19 protein-coding genes, 1 pseudogene and 1 riboswitch are annotated in these 18,707 nt (G+C 73.4%); of the genes and pseudogenes, 11 read left to right on the top strand and 9 right to left on the bottom strand.

What is annotated here, in order from left to right:
- Positions 1-69: 69 nt before the first annotated feature.
- Complete coding sequence (locus tag ACLWS4_RS29380; protein WP_416875710.1) at positions 70-951, top strand: SDR family oxidoreductase; 882 nt, start codon at positions 70-72, stop codon at positions 949-951.
- 118 nt (positions 952-1,069) lie between these two features.
- Entirely contained in the window at positions 1,070-1,921 is an 852-nt protein-coding gene (locus ACLWS4_RS29375; protein ID WP_416875709.1) for an NAD(P)H-binding protein, read from the top strand.
- A 201-nt stretch (positions 1,922-2,122) separates the two neighbouring features.
- On the opposite strand, the gene ACLWS4_RS29370 is transcribed toward ACLWS4_RS29375, so the two are convergent.
- From ACLWS4_RS29370 to ACLWS4_RS29360, 3 genes are all read right to left on the bottom strand, one after another.
- Positions 2,123-2,557: an ester cyclase gene (locus tag ACLWS4_RS29370; protein ID WP_117486781.1), complete on the bottom strand. Its 435-nt coding sequence runs from the start codon at positions 2,555-2,557 to the stop codon at positions 2,123-2,125.
- 157 nt (positions 2,558-2,714) lie between these two features.
- Positions 2,715-3,257, bottom strand: coding sequence for a GNAT family N-acetyltransferase (locus tag ACLWS4_RS29365; RefSeq protein ID WP_416875708.1), 543 nt, complete (start codon positions 3,255-3,257; stop codon positions 2,715-2,717).
- 83 nt (positions 3,258-3,340) lie between these two features.
- Positions 3,341-3,943 carry a TetR/AcrR family transcriptional regulator gene (locus ACLWS4_RS29360; protein WP_416875707.1) on the bottom strand — a complete coding sequence of 201 codons (603 nt, stop codon included), beginning with the start codon at positions 3,941-3,943 and terminating at the stop codon, positions 3,341-3,343.
- 116 nt (positions 3,944-4,059) lie between these two features.
- Here ACLWS4_RS29360 and ACLWS4_RS29355 point away from each other — a divergent pair, with 116 nt between their 5' ends.
- The 5 genes from ACLWS4_RS29355 (at position 4,060) to ACLWS4_RS29335 (ending at position 7,678) form a co-directional block, all read left to right on the top strand.
- Positions 4,060-4,935: an NAD(P)H-binding protein gene (locus ACLWS4_RS29355; protein WP_416875722.1), complete on the top strand. Its 876-nt coding sequence runs from the start codon at positions 4,060-4,062 to the stop codon at positions 4,933-4,935.
- Positions 4,936-5,103: 168 nt separating this feature from the next.
- Positions 5,104-5,784 (top strand): GNAT family N-acetyltransferase, encoded by a 681-nt coding sequence (locus ACLWS4_RS29350; RefSeq protein WP_416875706.1) that lies wholly within the window; start codon positions 5,104-5,106, stop codon positions 5,782-5,784.
- 569 nt (positions 5,785-6,353) lie between these two features.
- A complete protein-coding gene (locus ACLWS4_RS29345; RefSeq protein ID WP_416875705.1) occupies positions 6,354-6,923 on the top strand; it encodes a DUF6434 domain-containing protein in 570 nt (189 codons plus the stop codon).
- 36 nt (positions 6,924-6,959) lie between these two features.
- Positions 6,960-7,100 (top strand): hypothetical protein, encoded by a 141-nt coding sequence (locus ACLWS4_RS29340; RefSeq protein ID WP_158077807.1) that lies wholly within the window; start codon positions 6,960-6,962, stop codon positions 7,098-7,100.
- A 32-nt stretch (positions 7,101-7,132) separates the two neighbouring features.
- Positions 7,133-7,678, top strand: coding sequence for a hypothetical protein (locus ACLWS4_RS29335; protein ID WP_074006461.1), 546 nt, complete (start codon positions 7,133-7,135; stop codon positions 7,676-7,678).
- A 60-nt stretch (positions 7,679-7,738) separates the two neighbouring features.
- Here ACLWS4_RS29335 and ACLWS4_RS29330 read toward each other — a convergent pair whose 3' ends face one another.
- Positions 7,739-7,954 (bottom strand): hypothetical protein, encoded by a 216-nt coding sequence (locus tag ACLWS4_RS29330; protein WP_074006460.1) that lies wholly within the window; start codon positions 7,952-7,954, stop codon positions 7,739-7,741.
- A 41-nt stretch (positions 7,955-7,995) separates the two neighbouring features.
- Positions 7,996-8,364: a hypothetical protein gene (locus tag ACLWS4_RS29325; RefSeq protein ID WP_074006459.1), complete on the bottom strand. Its 369-nt coding sequence runs from the start codon at positions 8,362-8,364 to the stop codon at positions 7,996-7,998.
- 289 nt (positions 8,365-8,653) lie between these two features.
- On the opposite strand from ACLWS4_RS29325, the pseudogene ACLWS4_RS29320 reads away from it, so the two are divergent.
- Positions 8,654-8,944: pseudogene (locus ACLWS4_RS29320) on the top strand (SMI1/KNR4 family protein); the annotation flags it as partial.
- Positions 8,945-8,978: 34 nt separating this feature from the next.
- Here ACLWS4_RS29320 and ACLWS4_RS29315 read toward each other — a convergent pair.
- Complete coding sequence (locus ACLWS4_RS29315) at positions 8,979-10,001, bottom strand: GlxA family transcriptional regulator (protein ID WP_416875721.1); 1,023 nt, start codon at positions 9,999-10,001, stop codon at positions 8,979-8,981.
- Positions 10,002-10,080: 79 nt separating this feature from the next.
- Here ACLWS4_RS29315 and ACLWS4_RS29310 point away from each other — a divergent pair, with 79 nt between their 5' ends.
- Both ACLWS4_RS29310 and ACLWS4_RS29305 read left to right on the top strand, forming a co-directional pair.
- Positions 10,081-11,061, top strand: coding sequence for an NADP-dependent oxidoreductase (locus ACLWS4_RS29310; RefSeq protein WP_416875704.1), 981 nt, complete (start codon positions 10,081-10,083; stop codon positions 11,059-11,061).
- Between the two features lie 94 nt (positions 11,062-11,155).
- The gene (locus ACLWS4_RS29305; RefSeq protein WP_416875703.1) at positions 11,156-12,409 is read left to right on the top strand and encodes a threonine/serine exporter family protein; all 1,254 of its coding nucleotides are present in this window, start codon (positions 11,156-11,158) and stop codon (positions 12,407-12,409) included.
- 186 nt (positions 12,410-12,595) lie between these two features.
- Here ACLWS4_RS29305 and ACLWS4_RS29300 read toward each other — a convergent pair whose 3' ends face one another.
- Both ACLWS4_RS29300 and ACLWS4_RS29295 read right to left on the bottom strand, forming a co-directional pair.
- Entirely contained in the window at positions 12,596-13,309 is a 714-nt protein-coding gene (locus ACLWS4_RS29300) for an IclR family transcriptional regulator (RefSeq protein WP_049657219.1), read from the bottom strand.
- A 202-nt stretch (positions 13,310-13,511) separates the two neighbouring features.
- A riboswitch (SAM riboswitch) is annotated at positions 13,512-13,653 on the bottom strand.
- 74 nt (positions 13,654-13,727) lie between these two features.
- Positions 13,728-14,933 carry a hypothetical protein gene (locus tag ACLWS4_RS29295; protein ID WP_416875702.1) on the bottom strand — a complete coding sequence of 402 codons (1,206 nt, stop codon included), beginning with the start codon at positions 14,931-14,933 and terminating at the stop codon, positions 13,728-13,730.
- Between the two features lie 258 nt (positions 14,934-15,191).
- Here ACLWS4_RS29295 and ACLWS4_RS29290 point away from each other — a divergent pair, with 258 nt between their 5' ends.
- A complete protein-coding gene (locus ACLWS4_RS29290; RefSeq protein WP_416875701.1) occupies positions 15,192-18,416 on the top strand; it encodes an AfsR/SARP family transcriptional regulator in 3,225 nt (1,074 codons plus the stop codon).
- A gap of 61 nt (positions 18,417-18,477) precedes the next feature.
- On the opposite strand, the gene ACLWS4_RS29285 is transcribed toward ACLWS4_RS29290, so the two are convergent.
- Positions 18,478-18,702, bottom strand: coding sequence for a hypothetical protein (locus ACLWS4_RS29285; protein WP_117486792.1), 225 nt, complete (start codon positions 18,700-18,702; stop codon positions 18,478-18,480).
- Positions 18,703-18,707: the final 5 nt, after the last annotated feature.

The raw sequence follows: 18,707 nt of genomic DNA, 5'->3' as shown, positions 1-18,707 counted from the left end.
TGGGACTCTTGTCCCATCATCCTGCTACGGTGATGGGACAAGAGTCCCATCACTTCCGGGAGGATTCCCATGCGTGTCTTCGTCACCGGCGGCACCGGTCTGATCGGCTCCGCCGTCGTCGCCGAACTCCTCGGCAACGGCCACACCGTCCTCGCGCTTGCCCGCTCCGACGCCTCCGCCCGGGCCGCCGAGGCGGCCGGCGCCGAGCCGCTGCGGGGAGGCCTCGCCGACCTGGACGTGCTGCGCTCCGGCGCTGCCCAGGCCGACGGGGTGATCCACCTGGCCTTCGGCAACGACTTCAGCAGCCCCGAGGCCCTCGCCCGGAACGTCGCCGAGGAGACCGCCGCCCTCACCACCCTCGGCGAGGAGCTCCTCGGCAGCGACCGCCCCCTGGTCACCGTCTCGGGTACGCCCCACGTGCCGGGCCGCGCCTCCACCGAGGCCGACCCGGTGCCGACCGACGGGCCGGTCGGCGGCCGCGGTCGCACGGTCACGGCGATCCTCGGCCTGGCCTCGCGCGGAGTCCGGAGCACCTCCGTCCGTCTGCCGCGCACGGTCCACACCGAGGGCGCGGGCGGGTTCGCCGGCCTGCTGACCGACATCGCGCGCCGCAGCGGGATCTCCGGCTACCCCGGCGACGGCACCCAGCGCTGGCCCGCCGTCCACGCGCTCGACGCGGCCGCCCTCTTCCGGCTCGCCCTGGAGCGGGCGGAGCCCGGCACCGCCTGGCACGCCGTGGCCGACGAGGGGGACGAGGTGCGGGACATCGCGGCCGTCATCGGCCGACGGCTGGGCCTGCCGGTCCAGTCGGTGCCGGAGGAGACCTACGGCCCGCTCGGCCCGATCTTCCGGGCCGACCAGCCCGCGTCCAGCGCCCGCACCCGGCAGGCGCTCGGCTGGGAGCCGCGGCAGCCCGGCGTGCTGGCGGACCTGGAGAACATCCGGCCCTGACCGGCGATCGGCGATCCGCGATCGGGGGCGGACCCGCAGCGGCGCAGCTCGCAACCGCCCGCTCCCGTACGGCACTTCACGTCCACAGCAAGGTCCACACCAAGCAGGAGGTTCCATCATGGTGGCAGTCGTCTTCGGCGCCCGCGGCAACGTCGGTCGTCATGTCGCCGACGGCCTGCTGGCCGCCGGCGAGCAGGTCAGAGCGGTCAGCAGGACCCCGGCCACGGGCCCGACGCCCGGGTACGAAGCGGTCGTCGCCGACCTGGACCGTCCCGAGACGCTGCCCGCGGCGCTCGACGGTGCCGACAAGCTGTTCCTGTACGGAATGCTCGACCCCCAGAAGCCCTACGACATCGAGAAGGTCACCGCGGCGGCCGCGGCGGCCGGGATCCGGCAGGTGGTCCTGCTCTCGTCGGTGGCGGTCGTCCTGGACCCCGCCGCCGACCACCCCGTCGCCCGCCTGAACCGCACGATCGAGCAGGCCGTCCAACGGTCCGGCCTGGACTGGACGTTCCTCCGGCCGGGGACGTTCGCGGCCAACACCCGTACCTGGTGGGCCGAGTCGATCCGCACCGGCAACGTCGTCCGCCTCCCCTACCCGCTCGCGCAGTCGGCGCCGGTGCACGAGAAGGACATCGCGGCGCTGGCGGTGACCGCCCTCACCGAACCGGGCCACTCGCACCAGGCCTACACCGTCCACGGCGCCGAGTCCCTGACCCTGCGACGCCAGGTCGAGCACATCGGCGAGGCCATCGGCCGTCCCATCCGGGTCGAGCACGTCTCCCACGAGCAGGCCCGCGCGGACGTCGCCAGGACCATGCACCCGGTCGTGGCCGAGGCGATCGTCGGCCAGTGGGCCGCCGCCGACGGCGTCGCGGCCGTGACCTCCGTCATCGCCGAAAAGATCACCGGCGCCCCGGCACACGCCTACGCCCAGTGGGCCGTCGACCACGCCGACGACTTCCGCTGAGCCCGCCGTACCGACCGGCCGACGTGTCGGGTCATCACCAGCACGGCGCGCACTGCCGAGGGTGGTCTTCGCGGGCGGCGTCCCGTCCGCGAAGACCACCCTCGTGTGTGCGCGTCTGCGCGAGCCGCCGACAGATGGTGGACGCCGCCGCCGACTTCGCCTCCAGGAACACCACCCGAACCGTTCCGAGGGCGCAGCGGGCTACTCCGGGGGCCCGCCGAGCGGCGGGATCACGTCCAGTTGCTGGAGGAAGCCGAGGACGTCCTTGTCCGACCACTTCTCGGCGAGCTTCCCGTTCTCGATGCGGTGGATCACCGTCGCCGTCATCGTGATCGGCCGGCCGGTCGCCGGGATGCCCGGGAGGTCCCCCACGCACATCCCACGGCCCGTCAGCCGGGTCACCACCTTGTCGCCCTCCGCGATCTGGTCCTCGATCTCGTGGACTCCGGGTGTGGCCTCCCAGAACAGCCGGAACGCCTGCTTCAAGCCCTCCCGGCCGGCGGCGAGCCCCGGGAACGGCGGCGGCGAGTGGTCCTGGTAGTCCTCGGCGACAAGGTCGTCCATGGCATCCAGGTTGCCGGCGTCCACCTCCTGGTAGAACCGGCGGACCAGCCTCTTGTTCTCTTCGATGGACATGGGCACCTCTCCCTGCGTACGGTCGCGCCGCCGGAGCGGCGCACGACGCCCGCATCGTCGCCCGCCCGCTCCCCGCGCCACGTCCTCGGCACGCGCGGCCGCCGTGGACGTTCACCCGGAAAGCAGCCGTGCGGAAAGCCGCCGTGCGGGCCCGCCGTCAACGGGCAGTTGGGACGTACTGGTCCGCCGACAACGCGAAGACCCGGACTCGCCGGCCGCCGGTGGGATTGACGGTCTCGCGCTCCAGCCGCATCCCCAGCTTGGTCATGATCCGCTCGGAGGCGTCGTTGCCCACCTGGGCGATGCTGACGATCCGCTCCAGCCCCCGCTCCTCGAAGCCGAACCGTACGGCGGCCGCGGCCGCTTCGGTGGCCAGGCCCCGCCCCCAGTGGGCACGTCCCAGCCGCCAGCCGACCTCGACCGCCGGCAGCACCTCCGGCAGGTAGGAGGGCACCGAAAGGCCGGTGAACCCGGCCAGTTCGCCGGTGGAGCGGATCTCCACGGCGAACAGGCCGAAGCCCCGCGCCTCCCACTCCGCCTCCCACGCCCGGATCCCGTCGCGGGTCTGCTGCTCGTCACGGACGCTGCCGTCACGGATCCACCGCATGACCTCGGGGTCGGCGTTGACGGCGGCCATGGGCGCGACGTCCTCCTCGCGCCAGCGACGCAGGATCAAACGGGGAGTCTCAAGCCTGATCATCCGATCATTCTGGATCGCCGAGGGGCTCTCCGCCAGCGTCGCCGGGCACCGACGGAACCTGTACGAAGGCCGCGTCCGGACCGCTACCGCAGGCGGGCGAAGGCCTGGTCGGCGTCGGCGACGGCCTCGGGCCGCACGTCGCGGGCGCTCCGCCCGTCGGCGATCTTCTGCCAGTTGGCGCGGGCGAGCACCCGTTGGACCGCGATCACCTGGGCCGCCCTCAACCGCGCCTGGACGTCCGGGCCCGGGTCGAGGGCCTCGGCCAGCGCCTGCTCGTCCGCGAGCATGTACTGCAGGAGCCGTCCCGCCAGGCTCGGCGTGGTGAACACCAGACGGTGGAAATCCACCACCGCGGGATGGTCGTTGAGGCCGGTGACGGGTTCGAACCGATCGAGGCCGTCCAGGAAGTGCGCGTGCAGTGCCGCCATCGGCGAGACGTCGGACGGGCGGTCGCGCACGACGCGCGCGGCCTCGCCCTGGTGGTCCGCGAACCCCTGCAGGACCAGGTCCTCCTTGGTGGGGAAGTACCGGAAGAGGGTCGGCTTGGAGACCTCGGCCACGGCGGCGATGTCGCTGACCGAGACCTGGTCGAATCCGTGCGCCAGGAACAGTGAGACCGCCGCTTCGGCGATGGCGTCACGGGTCCGCGCCTTCTTGCGGGCGCGCAGCCCCGTCGGCTCGATCACCTGAACAGCATAACATTAGTGACCAGGTTGCGTTTTTAACCGAGTAACGATTTCCTGGAGGAATGACCCAGCCGAACAGCACGCAAAACGCCGCACGAGACACCGCACGAACCCCCATGCCGCCGGTGCTCGTCACCGGGGCCACCGGCCGGATCGGGCGCGGAGTCGTCGACGAACTCCTCACCGCGGGCGTGCCGGTCCGCGCCCTCACCCGTCGTCCCGAAGCGGCGGCGACGCTGCCGCCCGGCGTCGACGTCGTCACCGGCGATCTCACTGTGCCCGCCTCCCTCGACGGGGCGCTGCGGGGCGTCGGCGCCGTCTTCCTCCTCTGGACCGCACCGCCGCCGACCGCCGCGGCAGTCGTCGAGCGCCTGGCCGCCCACGCGCAGCGCGTCGTCCTCCTCTCCTCGCCGCACCAGACACCCCACCCCTTCTTCCGGCAGCCGAACCCCATGGCGGTACTCCACGCCGAGATCGAGCGACTCATCGCGGCCACCGGCCTCGAATCGACGATCATCCGACCGGGGATGTTCGCATCGAACTCCCTGGCCTGGTGGGCACCCGCCATCCGCGCCGGCGAGGTGGTCCGCTGGCCGTACGGCGCCGCCGAGACCGCCCCCGTCGACGACCGTGACATCGCGGCCGTCGCGGCCCGCACCCTCTACGGGGACGGACACGCCGACGGCGACTACGTCCTCACCGGCCCCGAGTCCCTGAGCCAGGCGGCGCAGGTGGAGATCATCGGGAACGTCCTCGGACGCCCGACCAGGTTCGAGGAGCTGTCGCCGGACGAGTTCCGCGGCGCGATGGACGGAAAGGCACCGCGCCCGGCCGTCGACATGCTGCTCAACGCCTGGGGCGCGACGATCGGAAGGCCCGCGTACCTCACCTCCGCGGTGTCCGACATCCTCGGAGTACCGCCGAGACCGTTCTCCCGGTGGGTCGCCGACCACGCCGACGCGTTCAGGCCGGGCCCGACCCCGTCGACCTGACCTTCGCCCGAGCCGTCGGCCGAGCCGTCGGCCGGGTAGCGGGGGCCGCGTCGGCCGCCATAGCGTGGCGGGCCAGGACAGCACCGGCCCGGCGAGAGGGACGACATGGCAGGGACGGATCCGCGGTTCGCCGCCTACGCCCCCGACCCGGCCGCGCGGCACGCACCCGTGATCGCGGTGGTGGCGGAGGCCACCGAGGACGACGCACCCGTGCTGGCCGAGTTGCAGGCCCGGGCGCGCGGCGGCTCGGCGGACGAATGGGCGGACCGCATCCACCGGGCACTTCGCGGTGAGCGCAGCCTGATGGTCACCGCGAAGGTCTCCGGTGAAGCCGTCGGGTACGCGAGTGCGGCCTACCTGCCCGCGCACCCGGCGGACGGCGCCCCGGCCGGCCACTACCTGACCGGCGTCACGGTGGATGCCGCCTGGCGGCGCCGGGGCCTGGCGAGGCTGCTGACCCGACGCCGGATGGAATGGGCCTGGGAAAGGGACTCGGCGGTCTGGTGCTTCGTCTCCGCCAGGAACCGCGCCTCGCTCGACCTGCACCGGGAACTCGGCTTCGTGCAGGTGGAGTTCGGCACCTCCTTCCAAGGCGTCGGATTCGCGGGCGGCGAAGGCCGGCTCCTACGGGCGGACCGACCGCGGACGCCCTCGCCCGACATCGCAGGAACGTCCTGCGGGAGCCTGCCCGAACGCCACGGTCCAGGCCCCGGGCCTATCAGCACCTGCGATGCCACCACGCCAACTCGGCGTCCGCCGTCGGCTCATGATGCGTCCGCCCGAGAAGCACCACGTCCAGGCGATCCAGCTGAACCCGGAGTTCGCCCGCAGCCCTTGACGGAAGCATGAACAGAGCCTCCTGCAACGTGTCCCGGGCCCAGCCCGACCCACAGCACGGACAGGTGAACTCGGCCTCCCACCGCCTCCACCGGCGCTCGGTGCCGTGGACACGCACGGACCAGACGCTCAGCGCCACTGACACCATGCCCGGAGCCAACCGCTCCCGCTCAAGCACACGGACGGCGGCGTTGGCCGCCCCCGAAAGACCCGGGACATCGCGATACCGCACCCAGGCCCTCCCCCAGCCGCGTACGCGCGGCCGAAGTGAAGCCGGTGTTCTACGCGGCATAGCCCCTTCGAATGCACGTCATGGATGACATCATCCCATGCTCCAAGATCGACCCGGTAGAACCCGGACCCGCCGGACATCAGGATTGAAAGATTTCCCGACGGCTTTCAAATGGTCAAAAACCAGGTGCGGATACCCCGGCACGCACTCCTATACTCGTGCGAACTCACGCACAGCACATCACCATCTGCAGATCCGAAGCGGCGAGGGCGGATTCGGGGTTTTCCACACCGCGCCACAGGTTCCTCCATGAACCACCGGACGTACACCACCCTCCTATCATGGAGGCATGAGTTCGCATACGGGCACTGAGATCCGACCGGAGCCGAGCGCGGCACTGAGCGGGAACGAACTGGCCCGCTGGTACTGGACGCTGGCCGAACTGACCACGCTCGCCCGGGAACTCGGCGTGCCGCGCGGCGGCGGAAAGGCAGCACTGACGGAGCGGCTACGAGCCGCACTCGACGGCGCCGCCCCACCCACCGCCCCACCCCGCGCACGCAAGGCCGGCCGCCAACTCGCCGCCCCGGTCGACGGATCCACCGTCATCCCCGAGGGCCAGCGGTGCAGCCAAGTCCTGCGCGAGTACTTCCGCCGCGAGATCGGCCCAGCCTTCCACTTCGACGCCCACATGCGCACCTTCATCGCCGAATCCGCCGGACGCACCCTGGCCGACGCCACCACCCACTGGCACACCACCCGCCGGGCCGCCGCCCAACCCCAGGAAATCGACCCACAGTTCGAACTCAACCGCTTCCTCCGCACCTGGCACACCTCCCATCCGACCGGCACCCACACCGAAGCCCTCACCGCCTGGCGCACCCACCGCGCCCACCCCCGCAGCCCGGCCACGGGGTGACCGGCCCCAAGAGGCCGGGGAGCAGGGCTCGACGAGGTGACCGCCATCGAGAGCATCATGGCTGCCGCCGCGCAGAAGCTGGAGGCCATGCGCGACCGGGCAGCACAACCGTCCGCGGTCCACCTCGGCATGCCCGACATCCGACGCGACACCGGACGAAGCAGCGCAAACGTCTAGAGATCCTTCCCATCGGATCCTAAGCTTCGCGGATGACCTATGAAGAGTTGTGCTGGGAACCGATAGCGGCGCTTCCAGAAGGCGAGCCCGAGACGTCCTTCGGTGGGCGTTGGGAGGACCGGCTCTGGTTGAACGTTCCTGGCCCCTTCTATACCGGGATCGCCGATAACTGTTGGACGGGCCGGCTACACGCACCACGTCATGTACTCTACGGCGGCGAGTACTTCGGTGAATATGTGTATCGCCAGCCGGCGACCACGGCCGAGGTCCTGAACCTGGTGACAGCAGCCCAGGAAGATCCGTACCGCGGCTATGCCTGCGACGGCAACAGCCGATGGACACCCGAGGCTGTTCGGGACTGGTGGCTCGACCGTGGGCGGGTCACCGAGTACCTGGAGTCCCTCCTGCCCACATGGTCATCCAGCGACAGGTCTGACGAGAGGGAAGCCGCGGAGGGGCTGAGGGACTTTGCCGCCTACATCACTGAAGGGCTCCGCGCGGACCTCCGGAAGTACCTCTTCCGGCTTCAAGAGGGCTGCTACCCAAAGAACTCCGGACCACTGCCTGAGCTCCGATAGGCAATGACGGCCTTGGGGAGACCGGCCAACGGTGCGAGGGCCAGTTGACGATCGCTGCGATCAGCGGCAGATCCAGTAGCTGTTTCGGGCCGGATGCCTGCGTCGCTGACCGGTCGGGCACGTCACAGCAATGGTGCCGTCCTCGTACGAGACTCGGTCGCCGACCGCGACGAATACCGACCCGTCCAGTTCGACCCGGAAGTCGGGGCGGAGCAGGAACTCGCTGACCAGCAGCATCCGCGGCACCGGGGTGACACCGTCGAAACTCACGCGCATGAGCCGAGCATCGCAGAGGGCACGGCGACATCTCCATGTGCCTACGGACGCTCAATAGCATCCCCTGGAAGGACGAACGGGTCCTCCGGTCCGAAACAGCCGTAGTCCTGCAACGGCATCGGATCGTCGAGCACGACCTGCCTGCGTTCGCCCGCAGGCGAAAGACCATCCGAACGATCAAAAGTCCGTTGGCCGGGAAGGCCGGCGAACGTGTTCGGCGCATCGGCTGCAAGGTGGCCGAACCGCTCCAGCAGGACGAACACAGCTTCATGGACATCGTTGACGATCTCGGACGCGGTCTCCTCGGTGACATCGGGAGACAGTTCGCGATACGCCTGGCGGGCCGAGGCGAGGAAGCGCTCGGGATCAACGATCACCACGTCCTGGCGCGTCCGAACGCTGATCGTCATACCCGCTGTCGGGACCGTCGGTTCATCCACCCCATCAACGTACTCGTTGCCACACCAGCAGTGACAGCCCCCGTCGCCCACCACGCACCTCGGCTCGTTCGCGTGCCATCAGAAACAGGTACTCACGTTGTCGCTCAACGACTTCGTCGGGCGAGACCGATGAGGGACCCTGTTGACCGGCAGAGCCAGTACAAGAGCCGATTCAGCGCCACGTAGTAGTGGAAACCGACCCATCCGTTCTCATTGTCGACGACCTGGGGTGCGCCGTCCCGGCATCCCCACCACCATGGGCGGTAGGGGATTCAGCCGGGCCTACCGTCCCACCCGCCGTGGTGACCTGTTCCTACACGTCATCGAACGCGGCTGCAGCGATCTCGCCCTCGTCGGCATGACCGGCCCTCTCGCCGGGCGCGTGGTCGTCGGCAACGCAGACGGCTTCTGGGGTCCGAACGTCTCCTCGGCCCCGGACTTTCTCGCCTGGTATGAGCGGTGGCTCGATCACATGGCTGCCGGACAGGACAACCGGGCTCCGGGGCTCACCTCGCCCCGGCTCCTCGCTCGTCGATTCGGCGGCGGCTAACGATTCGACGTAGGAAGTCGGGCCTGCCGACTTCCTACGTCGGGCGGTGGTCAGGGTGGGGTTGGGGGCCGGGGTGGCCGCGGAAGGTGGTGCGGTAGGTCTGGGGGGAGACGCCGATCGCGGCGTGGAGGTGCTGGCGGAGGGAGGCGCCGGTGGCGAAGCCGATCTCGGTGGCGATGCGGTCGACGGGGAGGTCGCTGGTCTCCAGCAGGTGGCGGGCGCGGTGGAGGCGTTGCTGGATCAGCCAGCGGCCCGGGCTGGTGCCGGTCTCGTCCTGGAAGCGGCGGGCGAAGGTGCGCGGGCTCATCCGGGCGTGGGCGGCCAGCTCGCGGAGGGCGAGCGGGCGGTCGAGGTGTTGGAGGGCCCAGGCCTGGGTGGCGGCGGTGCCGTTGGCGCCTTCCGGGGGCACCGGTTGTTCGATGTACTGGGCCTGGCCGCCCTCGCGCCAGGGCGGGACCACGCACTGGCGGGCGACCTGGTTGGCGACGGCGCTGCCGTGGTCGGAGCGCACCAGGTGCAGGCAGACGTCGAGGCCGGAGGCGGCGCCCGCCGAGGTGAGGATGTCGCCGTCGTCGACGAAGAGCACGTCGGCGTCCAGGGCGACCCGGGGGTACATCCGGCGGAAGGCCGGCGCCAGGGCCCAGTGGGTGGTGGCGGGGCGTCCGTCGAGCAGGCCGGCGGCGGCCAGCGCGAAGGCGCCGGTGCAGATGGAGACGATGCGGGTGCCGGGGCGGATCCGGGCGAGGGCCGCGCGCTCGGGCTCCGGCAGGTCGGCGGTGGCGCGGTGCAGGGCGTACGGCGGGATGACGACGGTGTCGGCGCTCTCCAGGGCCTCGGGCCCGTGCCCGACGGTGATGGTGAAGTCGGCGCTGGTCGCGACCGTCCGGTCCTCCGTCGCCGCGCACGTCACCACCTCGTACGCGCCCGGCACCCCGGGGAAGACCCGGTTGGGGATGCCCAGCTCGAAGGGGTAGACGCCGTCGAGGGCGAGGACGACGACGCGGTGCGGCGGCCGGGCGCCGGGGCCGCCAGAACCGAGGGGACCACAGGGTTCCATCGCAGGCATGGCACGATTCTATCGGTCTTTGGCAATCTTGCCATTTCGCTGGTCAGGGGCGCGGCCGCAGGCTGGCTCCATGACCACGAACTCCATGACCATGAACTCCACGAGCACGAACACGATGCGGGCCATCACCCAGACCACCCTCGGCACCCCGGACGTCCTCCACGAGGCCGAGGTCGAGCGGCCCGCGCCCGGCGTCGGCCAGGTTCTCGTCGCCGTCCACGCCGCCGGGGTCAACCCCACCGACTGGAAGCACCGCGACCGCGGCTACTTCCTCGGGCAGCCGCCGTTCACGCTCGGCTGGGACGTCTCCGGCAGCGTCGAGGCGGTCGGCGTCGGCGTCTCGCTCTTCGCCCCGGGCGACGAGGTGTTCGGCATGCTGCCCTACCCGTACGGCGCCGGCGCGCACGCCGAGTACGTCGTCGGCCCCGCCCGGGCCTTCGTGCCCAAGCCCGCCGTACTGAGCCACGTCGAGGCCGGGGCGCTCCCGCTGGTGGCGCTCACCGCCTGGCAGGCGCTCGTCGACACGGCGGGGCTGCGGCCGGGGCAGCGGGTCCTGGTGCACGCGGCGGCCGGCGGCGTCGGGCACGTCGCCGTGCAGATCGCCAAGGCGCGCGGCGCGTACGTCATCGGTACGGCGTCCGCCGCCAAGCACGATTTCGTCCGGGGCCTGGGCGCGGACGAGGTCATCGACTACCGCACGGCCGACTTCGTGGCGGAGGCCCGCGACATCGACGTGGTCCTCGACCCGCTCGGCGGCGACGACCGGCTGCGCTCCCTGGAGACCCTCCGGCCCGGCGGCGTCCTGGTGTCGATCCTGCCCCAGGGGATCGACGAGGTGGCCGAGCGCGCCGCCGAGCTGGGCGTGACGGCGAAGGCCCTGCTGGTCGAGCACGACCGGGCGGGCATGGCCGCGATCGCCGCCCTCGTCGAAGCCGGGCAGCTGCGCCCGCACGTCTCCGCCACCTACCCGCTCGCGGAGGCCGCGAAGGCCCACGCCGAGGGCGAGACCGGCCGGGTCACGGGCAAGCTGGTCCTCACCGTCCGCCCGTAGCGGTCACCCGGACCCCGGGGGCAGCAGGCGCTCGGGAAGCGAACAGACCGGGGCAGATTCAGACCGAATCGGGCAGGGTGGGACGATACCTGCCATGCCTAGCAAGTCTCCATCGGTCCGGGACGCCGACGCCCCGCCCGACCCGCTCTGCCGTCTCCTGCTCGACCTGGGCGAAGCCCTGCTGGGCGGCGGCCTGCCCGTCCATGAGGTCGAGGACGAACTCCGTGGACTGGGGCGGGCGTTGGGCGCCCCGGAGGTCCAGGTCGCCGTGCTGACCAACGGGCTGTTCGTGGCCCTGGACCCGGACGGCGCCACCAGGTTCCAGCCGCTCGGCGGCACCCTGCGGTTCGAGCAGACGGCCGACGTCCTCGACCTGGTGCACCGGCTGCGGGCGGGCGAACTCGACGGGCCCCGGGCGCGCGCCGAGCTGGACCGGATCCGGCGGGCGCCCGCCCGCTGGCCCGCGTGGGTGGCGGACTTCGGGGCGCTGCCGGTCGGGGTCGGGGTCTGCATCTTCCTGCAGCCGGTGGTGGCGAACGTGCTGGCCGCCGGGCTCGGCTCGCTGATCGTGGTGGGCCTGACCGTGCTCGCCCGGCGGCGGCCGCACCTGCGGCCGCTGCTGCCCGTCACGGCCGGCTTCCTGGTCGCGCTGCTGGTCCTGGCGCTCGCGCGGGCCTCGCTGCTGGACGGGCCGCTGCGGACGATCGTGGCCACCCTGGCGATCCTGCTGCCGGGCGGGCTGCTGGTCACCGGGCTGTCCGAGATCGCCGCCGGCGCGGCCAACGCGGGCACCGCCCGGCTGGTCTCCGGCGCCGTGCAGCTGACGCTGTTCCTCGCCGGGGTGGCCGCGGCCGCGACCGCGATCGGCATGCCGTCCACCGCGCTGGCCAACGTGCAGGTGGCCAAGCCGAGCTGGTGGGTGATCGCGCTGGGGCTGGCGATCGCGGTGGCCGGGGTGGTGGTCAACGTCCACACCCCGCCCTCGGCCATCCCGTGGATCGTCGCGGTGATCGCGGTGAGCGTCACCGCCCAGGTGGCGGTGGGGTCGGTGCACGGCGCGGCGATCGGCGGCCTGGCCGGTGCCGTGGCCGCCGCGGTCGCGGCCACCCTGGTGCACTGGCTGCCGGGCGGTCCGCTCTGGCAGGTGCTCTACCTCCCGGCGTTCTGGATCGTCGTGCCGGGCTCCTTCGGTCTGCTGAACACCGCGCAGATCGAGGTCGGGAACGGGGCGCAGTCGCTGCTGGCGGCCGTCTCGGCGGTCTTCGGGGTGTCGATCGGCACACTGATCGGCGCGGTGATCAGCCGGATCCCCCGCCCCAGCCTCACCGGCCTGCCGCACCGGGCCTGAGCCGGTCGGAACCGGGCCCGAGCCAAGCCGGACCCGGGACCGGTACGGGCCGGAACCGGGCCCCGGGGCGCGCGGAGGTGCGCCCCGGAGCCCGGAGTCTCGGAACCCGAGGTTCGGAACCCGAGGTTCGGAACCCGTAACCAGGGAACCCCGGAACCTCGGAATCCGAGAGCCTCGGAGCCCCCGTCAGGGCTGGCGCAGGGCCTCGGTGAGCCGGTGGGCCGCCTCGACGACGGCCTGGGAGAGCTGGGCACCGGGGTGGCGGCTGAGCCGTTCGATCGGCCCGGAGACCGTGACGGCGGCCACCACCCGGTTGGACTGGCCGCGGACGGGCGCGGCCACGGAGGCGACCCCGACCTCGCGCTCGCCGACGGACTGGGCCCAGCCGCGGCGCCGCACGCCGCTCAGCGCGGTGGCGGTGAAGCGGGCCCCCTGCAGGCCGCGGTGGAGGCGCTCGGGCTCCTCCCAGGCGAGCAGGATCTGGGCGGCGGAGCCGACCTTCATGGGGAGGGTGACCCCCACCGGAACGGTGTCGCGCAGCCCGGTGAGCCGCTCGGCGGCGGCCACGCAGATCCGGACCTCGCCCTGCCGCCGGTAGAGCTGGGCGCTCTCGCCGGTGGCGTCCCGCAGCTGGGCGAGGACCGAACCGGCCGCGGCCAGCAGCCGGTCCTCGCCGGCGGCCGCCGAGAGCTCGCCGAGGCGGGGGCCGAGCATGAACCGGCCCTGGACGTCCCGGCTGACCAGGCGGTGGTGTTCGAGTGCGACGGCCAGCCGGTGGGCGGTGGGCCGCGCCATGCCGGTGGCGGCGACGAGGCCGCCCAGGGTGGCGGGCCCGGCCTCCAGGGTGCCGAGGATCGAGGTGACCTTGTCGAGCACGCCGACGCCGCTCGTGTTCTCCATGGGATGGGTACTCCAGTCTCAAGGCCCGGGAGCAGCGGGTCCGCGCTGCTCACGGCGGCTCCTGGCGGGGAGCCGGGGGGTGTGGTCAGCGAGGACAGGCCGGAGAAGTCGGCCGATTGCCTGCGCCGGGCACGAGACGGGTACGCGAAAGGACCGGGGCGGGAAGCGCCCGGGCGAAGGACAGCACAGAGAGCACCGTGTCTCCTCATCTTTCCCGCGCCACAGTGGCGACAGGCCGGAGTTGGCACTGCCCCCGCCAACACGGCGCGTACTTCGGACGCCGGGTCGAACGGGGAGTTGCCGGGGCTTCGTAGGGCCGGTCCCTCCACCCCTCTGGATGATTCGCCAGGAACGATACAAGACATCCGGGGCGGGTCGGCAAGTCCCCCCGCCCTCGGCCACGCCCCGCGGGGCCGGCTCAGCGGTGGCGCGGCCCCGACAGGCCGGTGCACGGGGCCCCGTCCGGGCTGCCGGGGAGGGTCGCGTCCCAGGCGTGCAGGGCGGCGAGGGCGGCGGTGCGCTCGCGGTCCGTCGGCCGGGTGCCCTCGGGGCCGAGCAGGTAGTCGGCGACCGGAGTGAGCAGCAGGGTGGCGTCGCCGGCCGGGAGCAGCAGCGCCTCGTCCCACTGGTGCCGGATGACGGTGCGGCGCAGCAGCGTGCCGTGGCGCGGCGAGGTGCCGTGGCACGGCGGGGTGCCGGCAGAGGTCCGGCGGCGGAGTTCGGGGGCGACCTCGGCCTCCAGGACGGTGCGGACGTCCCGCAGGGCGCCGAGCGGCACGTGCTCGGCGGCGAGGTCGAGGAGGGCGGCGGCCTCCGGGGCGAGCCGGTAGGCGGCGACCACCGCGGCGGTCTCGACGGGCTCGAAGGGCTGCCCGGCGAGCCGGGCCACGTCGATCACGTCGCCCGCGAGGAAGGTGCGCCCGAGCCCCTCCTCGGCGAGGGCGATCAGGCATTCGACGTGGTCGTCGGCGGCCAGGTAGGGGCGGACCGGGACGGTGGCGAGGTCGCCGGGGAGCGCGGCGGTCGCGACCCGCACCTGGTACCACGGGTCGAGCAGCGGGTCCCCGGCCGGCCAGCGCAGGGTGACGGCGGTGTGCCGGGGGCGCTCGCCGAGCAGGGTGACCTCCACGGACTCCACCGGGTGGTCGGTGACCAGCCGGTTGACGGCCTGCCAGAGCGAGGCCTCGGTGGGGCTGACGAGGCTGAGCTCGGCCAGCGGCCGGGGCAGGTCGGGCGGGTAGTAGCCGGCCAGTGGCAGGTCGCGGATCGGGCGGACCCCGGTGGCGTCGGCGAGGTCACGGGCGACCCGGGCGTAACACTCGACCCGGTCGCGGGCGCGCCGCAGCTCGTCCCGGGCGTGCGCGCCCATCCGGACGTCCTCCCGGGCGAGCGCGGCGAGCACCAGGTACGGGAGGTGGCGCTCGCCGCGGGCGCGGTGGAGCAGTTCGACGGGTCCGCAGGCCGGGTCGACGTCGAGCAGGCGGTGGAGCAGGTCGGTGTCCAGTCCGCCCTGCCGGTCCGTGGCCCGGTCGGTGCTCAGGTCCGTGCTCGACGCCGTACTCGGTTCCGCGTTCGGATCCGCTTTCCGGCCGGTGCTCAGGTCGCTGTTCCGGTCCGTGTTCATGGGCGTCCGCCTCCGAGAGCCGTGGGGGTCGCCGGTCGGCGGCCGGGCGACCGGGGACGTGGCGGGTCCGGCGGTGAGGGGCCGGGCCGACTGCGGGCGCCACATCACCGATTGTGGCGACGGCCGATCAACACCGGATCACCACCGGGTCGACGATCTCTCGACATCCCGCCAGGTCCCGTGGGTTGATAGGGACTCACCAATTCGGGGGTGGCACGTGCGGGCGGGGGCGAGCACATGAAGCGGGCAGGTGCAGGAATGGATGATTTCCGGTTCTCGGTGCTGGGCTTGATGCGGGCGCAGCGCGGCGCGACCGTACTGAAGGTGGGCAGCCCCCAGCAGCAGGCGATGCTGGCGGTGCTGCTGCTCCGGCCCGGCCACGGCGCGAGCGCCACCGACCTGATCGACGCCCTGTGGGGCGAGGAGCCGCCGGGCACCGCGATGACGACGGTGCGCACCTACGCCTGGCGGTGGCGCAAGGTCCTGCACGGCGAGGCGCCGGACGCGCCGACCGTGCTGACCTCGGTCGGGGACGGCTACCGGCTGGTGCTGCCCAAGCACGCGGTGGACGCGGCGCAGGCGGAGGAGCTGGCGGCGCAGGCCGAGCGCACGGCGGCCGCCGGGGAGCCGCAGCAGGCGCGCGACCTGCTGAACCAGGCCCTGGAGCTGTGGCAGGGCGAGCCGCTGGCCGGCATCCCCGGGCCGTTCGCGCAGCGGCAGCGCCAGCGGCTCCAGGAGCTGCGGCTGACCCTGCTGGAGGAGCGGATCGCCCTGGACCTGGCGCTGGGGCGCTACTCCCGGTGCATCCCGGAGCTGACCTCGCTGACCACCGAGCACCCGCTGCACGAGCGGGCGTACGGGCTGCTGATGCGGGCGCTGTACCAGGCCGGGCGGCAGGCGGACGCGCTGGCCGTGTTCCGGGGCGCGCGTCAGCTGTTCCTGGCCGAACTGGGGGTGGCGCCCGGGGCGGAGCTGGACCTGCTGCACCAGCGGATCCTGGAGGGGGACCCGTCGCTCGCCGCCCCGGCACCCTCCGTCGCGCTCGTCCCCGTCGCGCTCGTCCCGGGCCCGGCCGCCGCCGGTCCGGCGGAGCCGCCCGCACCCGGGGCCGAGGCGCCGGACCCGCCCACCGGACCGGCGGCGCCGAACGCTCCCGCCGCCGCACCGGCCGGGAACACCGCCCCGGCCGGGAGCAGCACACCGACCCCCAGACCGGCCCAACTGCCGCCCGACGCAGCCGACTTCACCGGCCGATCGGTCCTGGTCGAACGGCTGGGCAAGGCTCTCGGCGGGGCGCACGGAGGGGCGCCCGACAGAAACCCCGGCGCACCGGGCCAGCAGGCGCTGGTGATCGCGACCGTGGTCGGCATGGGCGGGGTCGGCAAGACCGCGCTGGCCCTGCACGTCGCCCACCGGGTCCGCGAGGCCTACCCGGACGGTCAGCTCTACGTCGACCTGCGCGGCGCTGACGCCACCCCGGCCGATCCGGAGGCGGTGCTCAGCGGCTTCCTGGTGGCGCTCGGCGTGCCGGCCGACGCGGTGCCGGAGGGTCTGGACGCCCGCTCGGCGCTGTTCCGCTCGGCGGTGGACGGCCGGCGGCTGCTGCTGGTGCTCGACAACGTCCACGACACCGCGCAGATCAGACCGCTGCTGCCGGGTGCGGTCGGCTGTGCCGTGCTCACCACCAGCCGGACCCGGCTGTCCGGCCTGCCCGCGACCGTCCAGGCCGACCTCGGCGTCTTCGAACCCGAGGAGGCGCTGGAGCTGCTGGGCCGCACCATCGGCGCCGAGCGGCTGGCCGCCGAGGCGCAGGCCGCCCGGGAGCTGCTGCTCGTCTGCGGCCACCTCCCGCTCGCGGTCCGGATCGTGGCGGCCCGGCTGGCGGCCCGGCCGAGCTGGACGGTGCAGACGCTGGGCCGCCGGCTGGCGGTCGAGCGGCGGCGGATCGACGAGCTGCGGATCGGCGACCTGGAGGTGGCGGCGGCCTTCGAACTGAGCTACCGCCAGTTGACGCCCGCCCAGGCCCGGGCGTTCCGGCTGGCCGCCTCGGTGGACGGGCCGGACCTCGGGCTGCAGGCCGCGGCCGCCCTGCTGGACCTGGACGAGTACGACGCCGAGGACCTGCTGGAGGCCCTGGTGGACGTGGCGATGATGGAGTCGCCCTTCCCCGGCCGCTACCGCTTCCACGACCTGCTGCGCGCGTTCGCCCGGCGCCGTCCGGACGATCCCGGCGCGGCCGTGGCGGCCCGCGACCGGATGCTGGACCACCTGCTGGCCACCGCCTGCTCGGCCTTCCAGCACGCCGTTCCCGGGGATCCGGCGGCCGGCGCGCTCGGGCCGGCCCGTAGCGCGGGCGTCCCGCTGGACGGGCCGGACGGGGCGCGGGCCTGGGCCGAGGCGGAGGGTTCCGGGGCGATCGCGCTGGCCGCGCAGGTGGCGGGCTGGAGCGTCGCGGACGACGCCGACGGCCCGAGCGGCGAGCCTTCCGACGGCCCGGCACCGGACCCCGCCGACGGACCGACCACGGCCCCGCTGCGCGCCGCGATCGACCTGCTGATCGCGCTCACGCCCTTCGTCCTCGCCCCGCCCAGCCGCCAGCTGGCCACCACCGCGGAGGCCCTGGCCGCCGCCGCGGTCCACCGCGCCGACCACCGGGCAGCTGGTCGTGCGCACTTCCTGCGCGGCAACGTCGCCCTGGCCGCCACCCGGCTGGAGGAGGCGGAGGCGGCCTCCCGGCTGGCGGTGGCCGCCTCCCGCGCGGCGGGCGACACGGTGATCCTGCGCCAGGCGCTGAACGACCTCGGCCTGGTCTGCCAGTTCCTCAGCCGCTACGACGAGGCCGTCGGGCACTACGACGAGGCGCTGCTGCTGGCCCGCGAACTCGGCCACCGCTCCGGGGCGCTGGTGACGACGGTGAACGCGGCGCTGGCCCGGGTGCGCAGCGGGCGGGCCGCCGAGGCGGTGCCGATCTGCCACGAGGCGCTGGCCGAGCTGCGGACCCGGAACGACGATCCGGGCCGGGCGTACACGCTGTACGTGCTGGGGCTGGCGCTGCACGGGCTGGGGCGGCACGAGGAGGCGGTCACCTGGTTCGGCGAGTGCCTGGCGGTGGCCTCGGCGTCCGGTCTGCGGGCCCGGGCCGGGCACGCCCGCTACCGGATGGCGGACAGTCTGCGCTCGCTCGGCCGGACGGAGGAGGCGCTGGAGCACGCCGGGCAGGCGCTGGAGCTGTGCGAGGAGCTGGGTGCCGAGCGGGACCAGGGCCACGCGCTGCTGGTGCTGGGCCGGACGCTGGCCGACCTCGGGCGGGAGGCCGAGGCGTACGGGCGGCTGCGGGAGGCGCACCGGATCTTCGTCCGGCTGGGGCTGCCGGAGGCGGCGGAGGTGGCGGGGCTGCTGCCCCGGGCCGAGGGTCCGGATCCGTCGACCCCGTCGGGCCGGGCGGTCCGGCGGGCCGCCGACCGGCTCTCCTCGGGCTGCTGAGGAATCGATCCTGCTGGCGGTTCCGGTGCGTTCAGGAACTGGTGCGCAGGAACCGGTGTGCTCAGGAGCCGGTGCTGTTCCAGTCGCCGTTGCCGCCGGTCGGGGTGGGGGTCGGGGTGGGCGTCGGCGTCGCGCCGCCGCCGCTCACCACCGTCGCCACCCCGGCGTCGGCCGCCGCCCCGGCGACCGTCACCGAGAGGCCGGCGCCCAGGGCGACGGTCACCCCGAGGCCGACCGTGAACAGCCGGAGGCGGGTGCGGATGGTGGTGGCCGGACGCTGCGTCATCTCTG

The organism is Kitasatospora sp. SC0581, assembly GCF_048159585.1.
GTDB lineage: Bacteria > Actinomycetota > Actinomycetes > Streptomycetales > Streptomycetaceae > Kitasatospora.
This window is presented reverse-complemented; position numbering and strand designations above follow the sequence as displayed.

What these genes read in the sequence shown, in the direction of transcription:
- ACLWS4_RS29305 (WP_416875703.1), top strand. Translation starts at nt 11,156, where the DNA reads ATGCCTAGCAAGTCTCCATCGGTCCGGGACGCCGACGCCCCGCCCGAC.
- ACLWS4_RS29380 (WP_416875710.1), top strand. Translation starts at nt 70, where the DNA reads ATGCGTGTCTTCGTCACCGGCGGCACCGGTCTGATCGGCTCCGCCGTC.
- ACLWS4_RS29365 (WP_416875708.1), bottom strand. Translation starts at nt 3,257, where the DNA reads ATGATCAGGCTTGAGACTCCCCGTTTGATCCTGCGTCGCTGGCGCGAG.
- ACLWS4_RS29335 (WP_074006461.1), top strand. Translation starts at nt 7,133, where the DNA reads ATGACCTATGAAGAGTTGTGCTGGGAACCGATAGCGGCGCTTCCAGAA.
- ACLWS4_RS29310 (WP_416875704.1), top strand. Translation starts at nt 10,081, where the DNA reads ATGACCACGAACTCCATGACCATGAACTCCACGAGCACGAACACGATG.
- ACLWS4_RS29295 (WP_416875702.1), bottom strand. Translation starts at nt 14,933, where the DNA reads ATGAACACGGACCGGAACAGCGACCTGAGCACCGGCCGGAAAGCGGAT.
- ACLWS4_RS29355 (WP_416875722.1), top strand. Translation starts at nt 4,060, where the DNA reads ATGCCGCCGGTGCTCGTCACCGGGGCCACCGGCCGGATCGGGCGCGGA.
- ACLWS4_RS29375 (WP_416875709.1), top strand. Translation starts at nt 1,070, where the DNA reads ATGGTGGCAGTCGTCTTCGGCGCCCGCGGCAACGTCGGTCGTCATGTC.
- ACLWS4_RS29285 (WP_117486792.1), bottom strand. Translation starts at nt 18,702, where the DNA reads ATGACGCAGCGTCCGGCCACCACCATCCGCACCCGCCTCCGGCTGTTC.
- ACLWS4_RS29315 (WP_416875721.1), bottom strand. Translation starts at nt 10,001, where the DNA reads ATGGAACCCTGTGGTCCCCTCGGTTCTGGCGGCCCCGGCGCCCGGCCG.
- ACLWS4_RS29300 (WP_049657219.1), bottom strand. Translation starts at nt 13,309, where the DNA reads ATGGAGAACACGAGCGGCGTCGGCGTGCTCGACAAGGTCACCTCGATC.
- ACLWS4_RS29325 (WP_074006459.1), bottom strand. Translation starts at nt 8,364, where the DNA reads ATGACGATCAGCGTTCGGACGCGCCAGGACGTGGTGATCGTTGATCCC.
- ACLWS4_RS29330 (WP_074006460.1), bottom strand. Translation starts at nt 7,954, where the DNA reads ATGCGCGTGAGTTTCGACGGTGTCACCCCGGTGCCGCGGATGCTGCTG.
- ACLWS4_RS29290 (WP_416875701.1), top strand. Translation starts at nt 15,192, where the DNA reads ATGGATGATTTCCGGTTCTCGGTGCTGGGCTTGATGCGGGCGCAGCGC.
- ACLWS4_RS29370 (WP_117486781.1), bottom strand. Translation starts at nt 2,557, where the DNA reads ATGTCCATCGAAGAGAACAAGAGGCTGGTCCGCCGGTTCTACCAGGAG.
- ACLWS4_RS29345 (WP_416875705.1), top strand. Translation starts at nt 6,354, where the DNA reads ATGAGTTCGCATACGGGCACTGAGATCCGACCGGAGCCGAGCGCGGCA.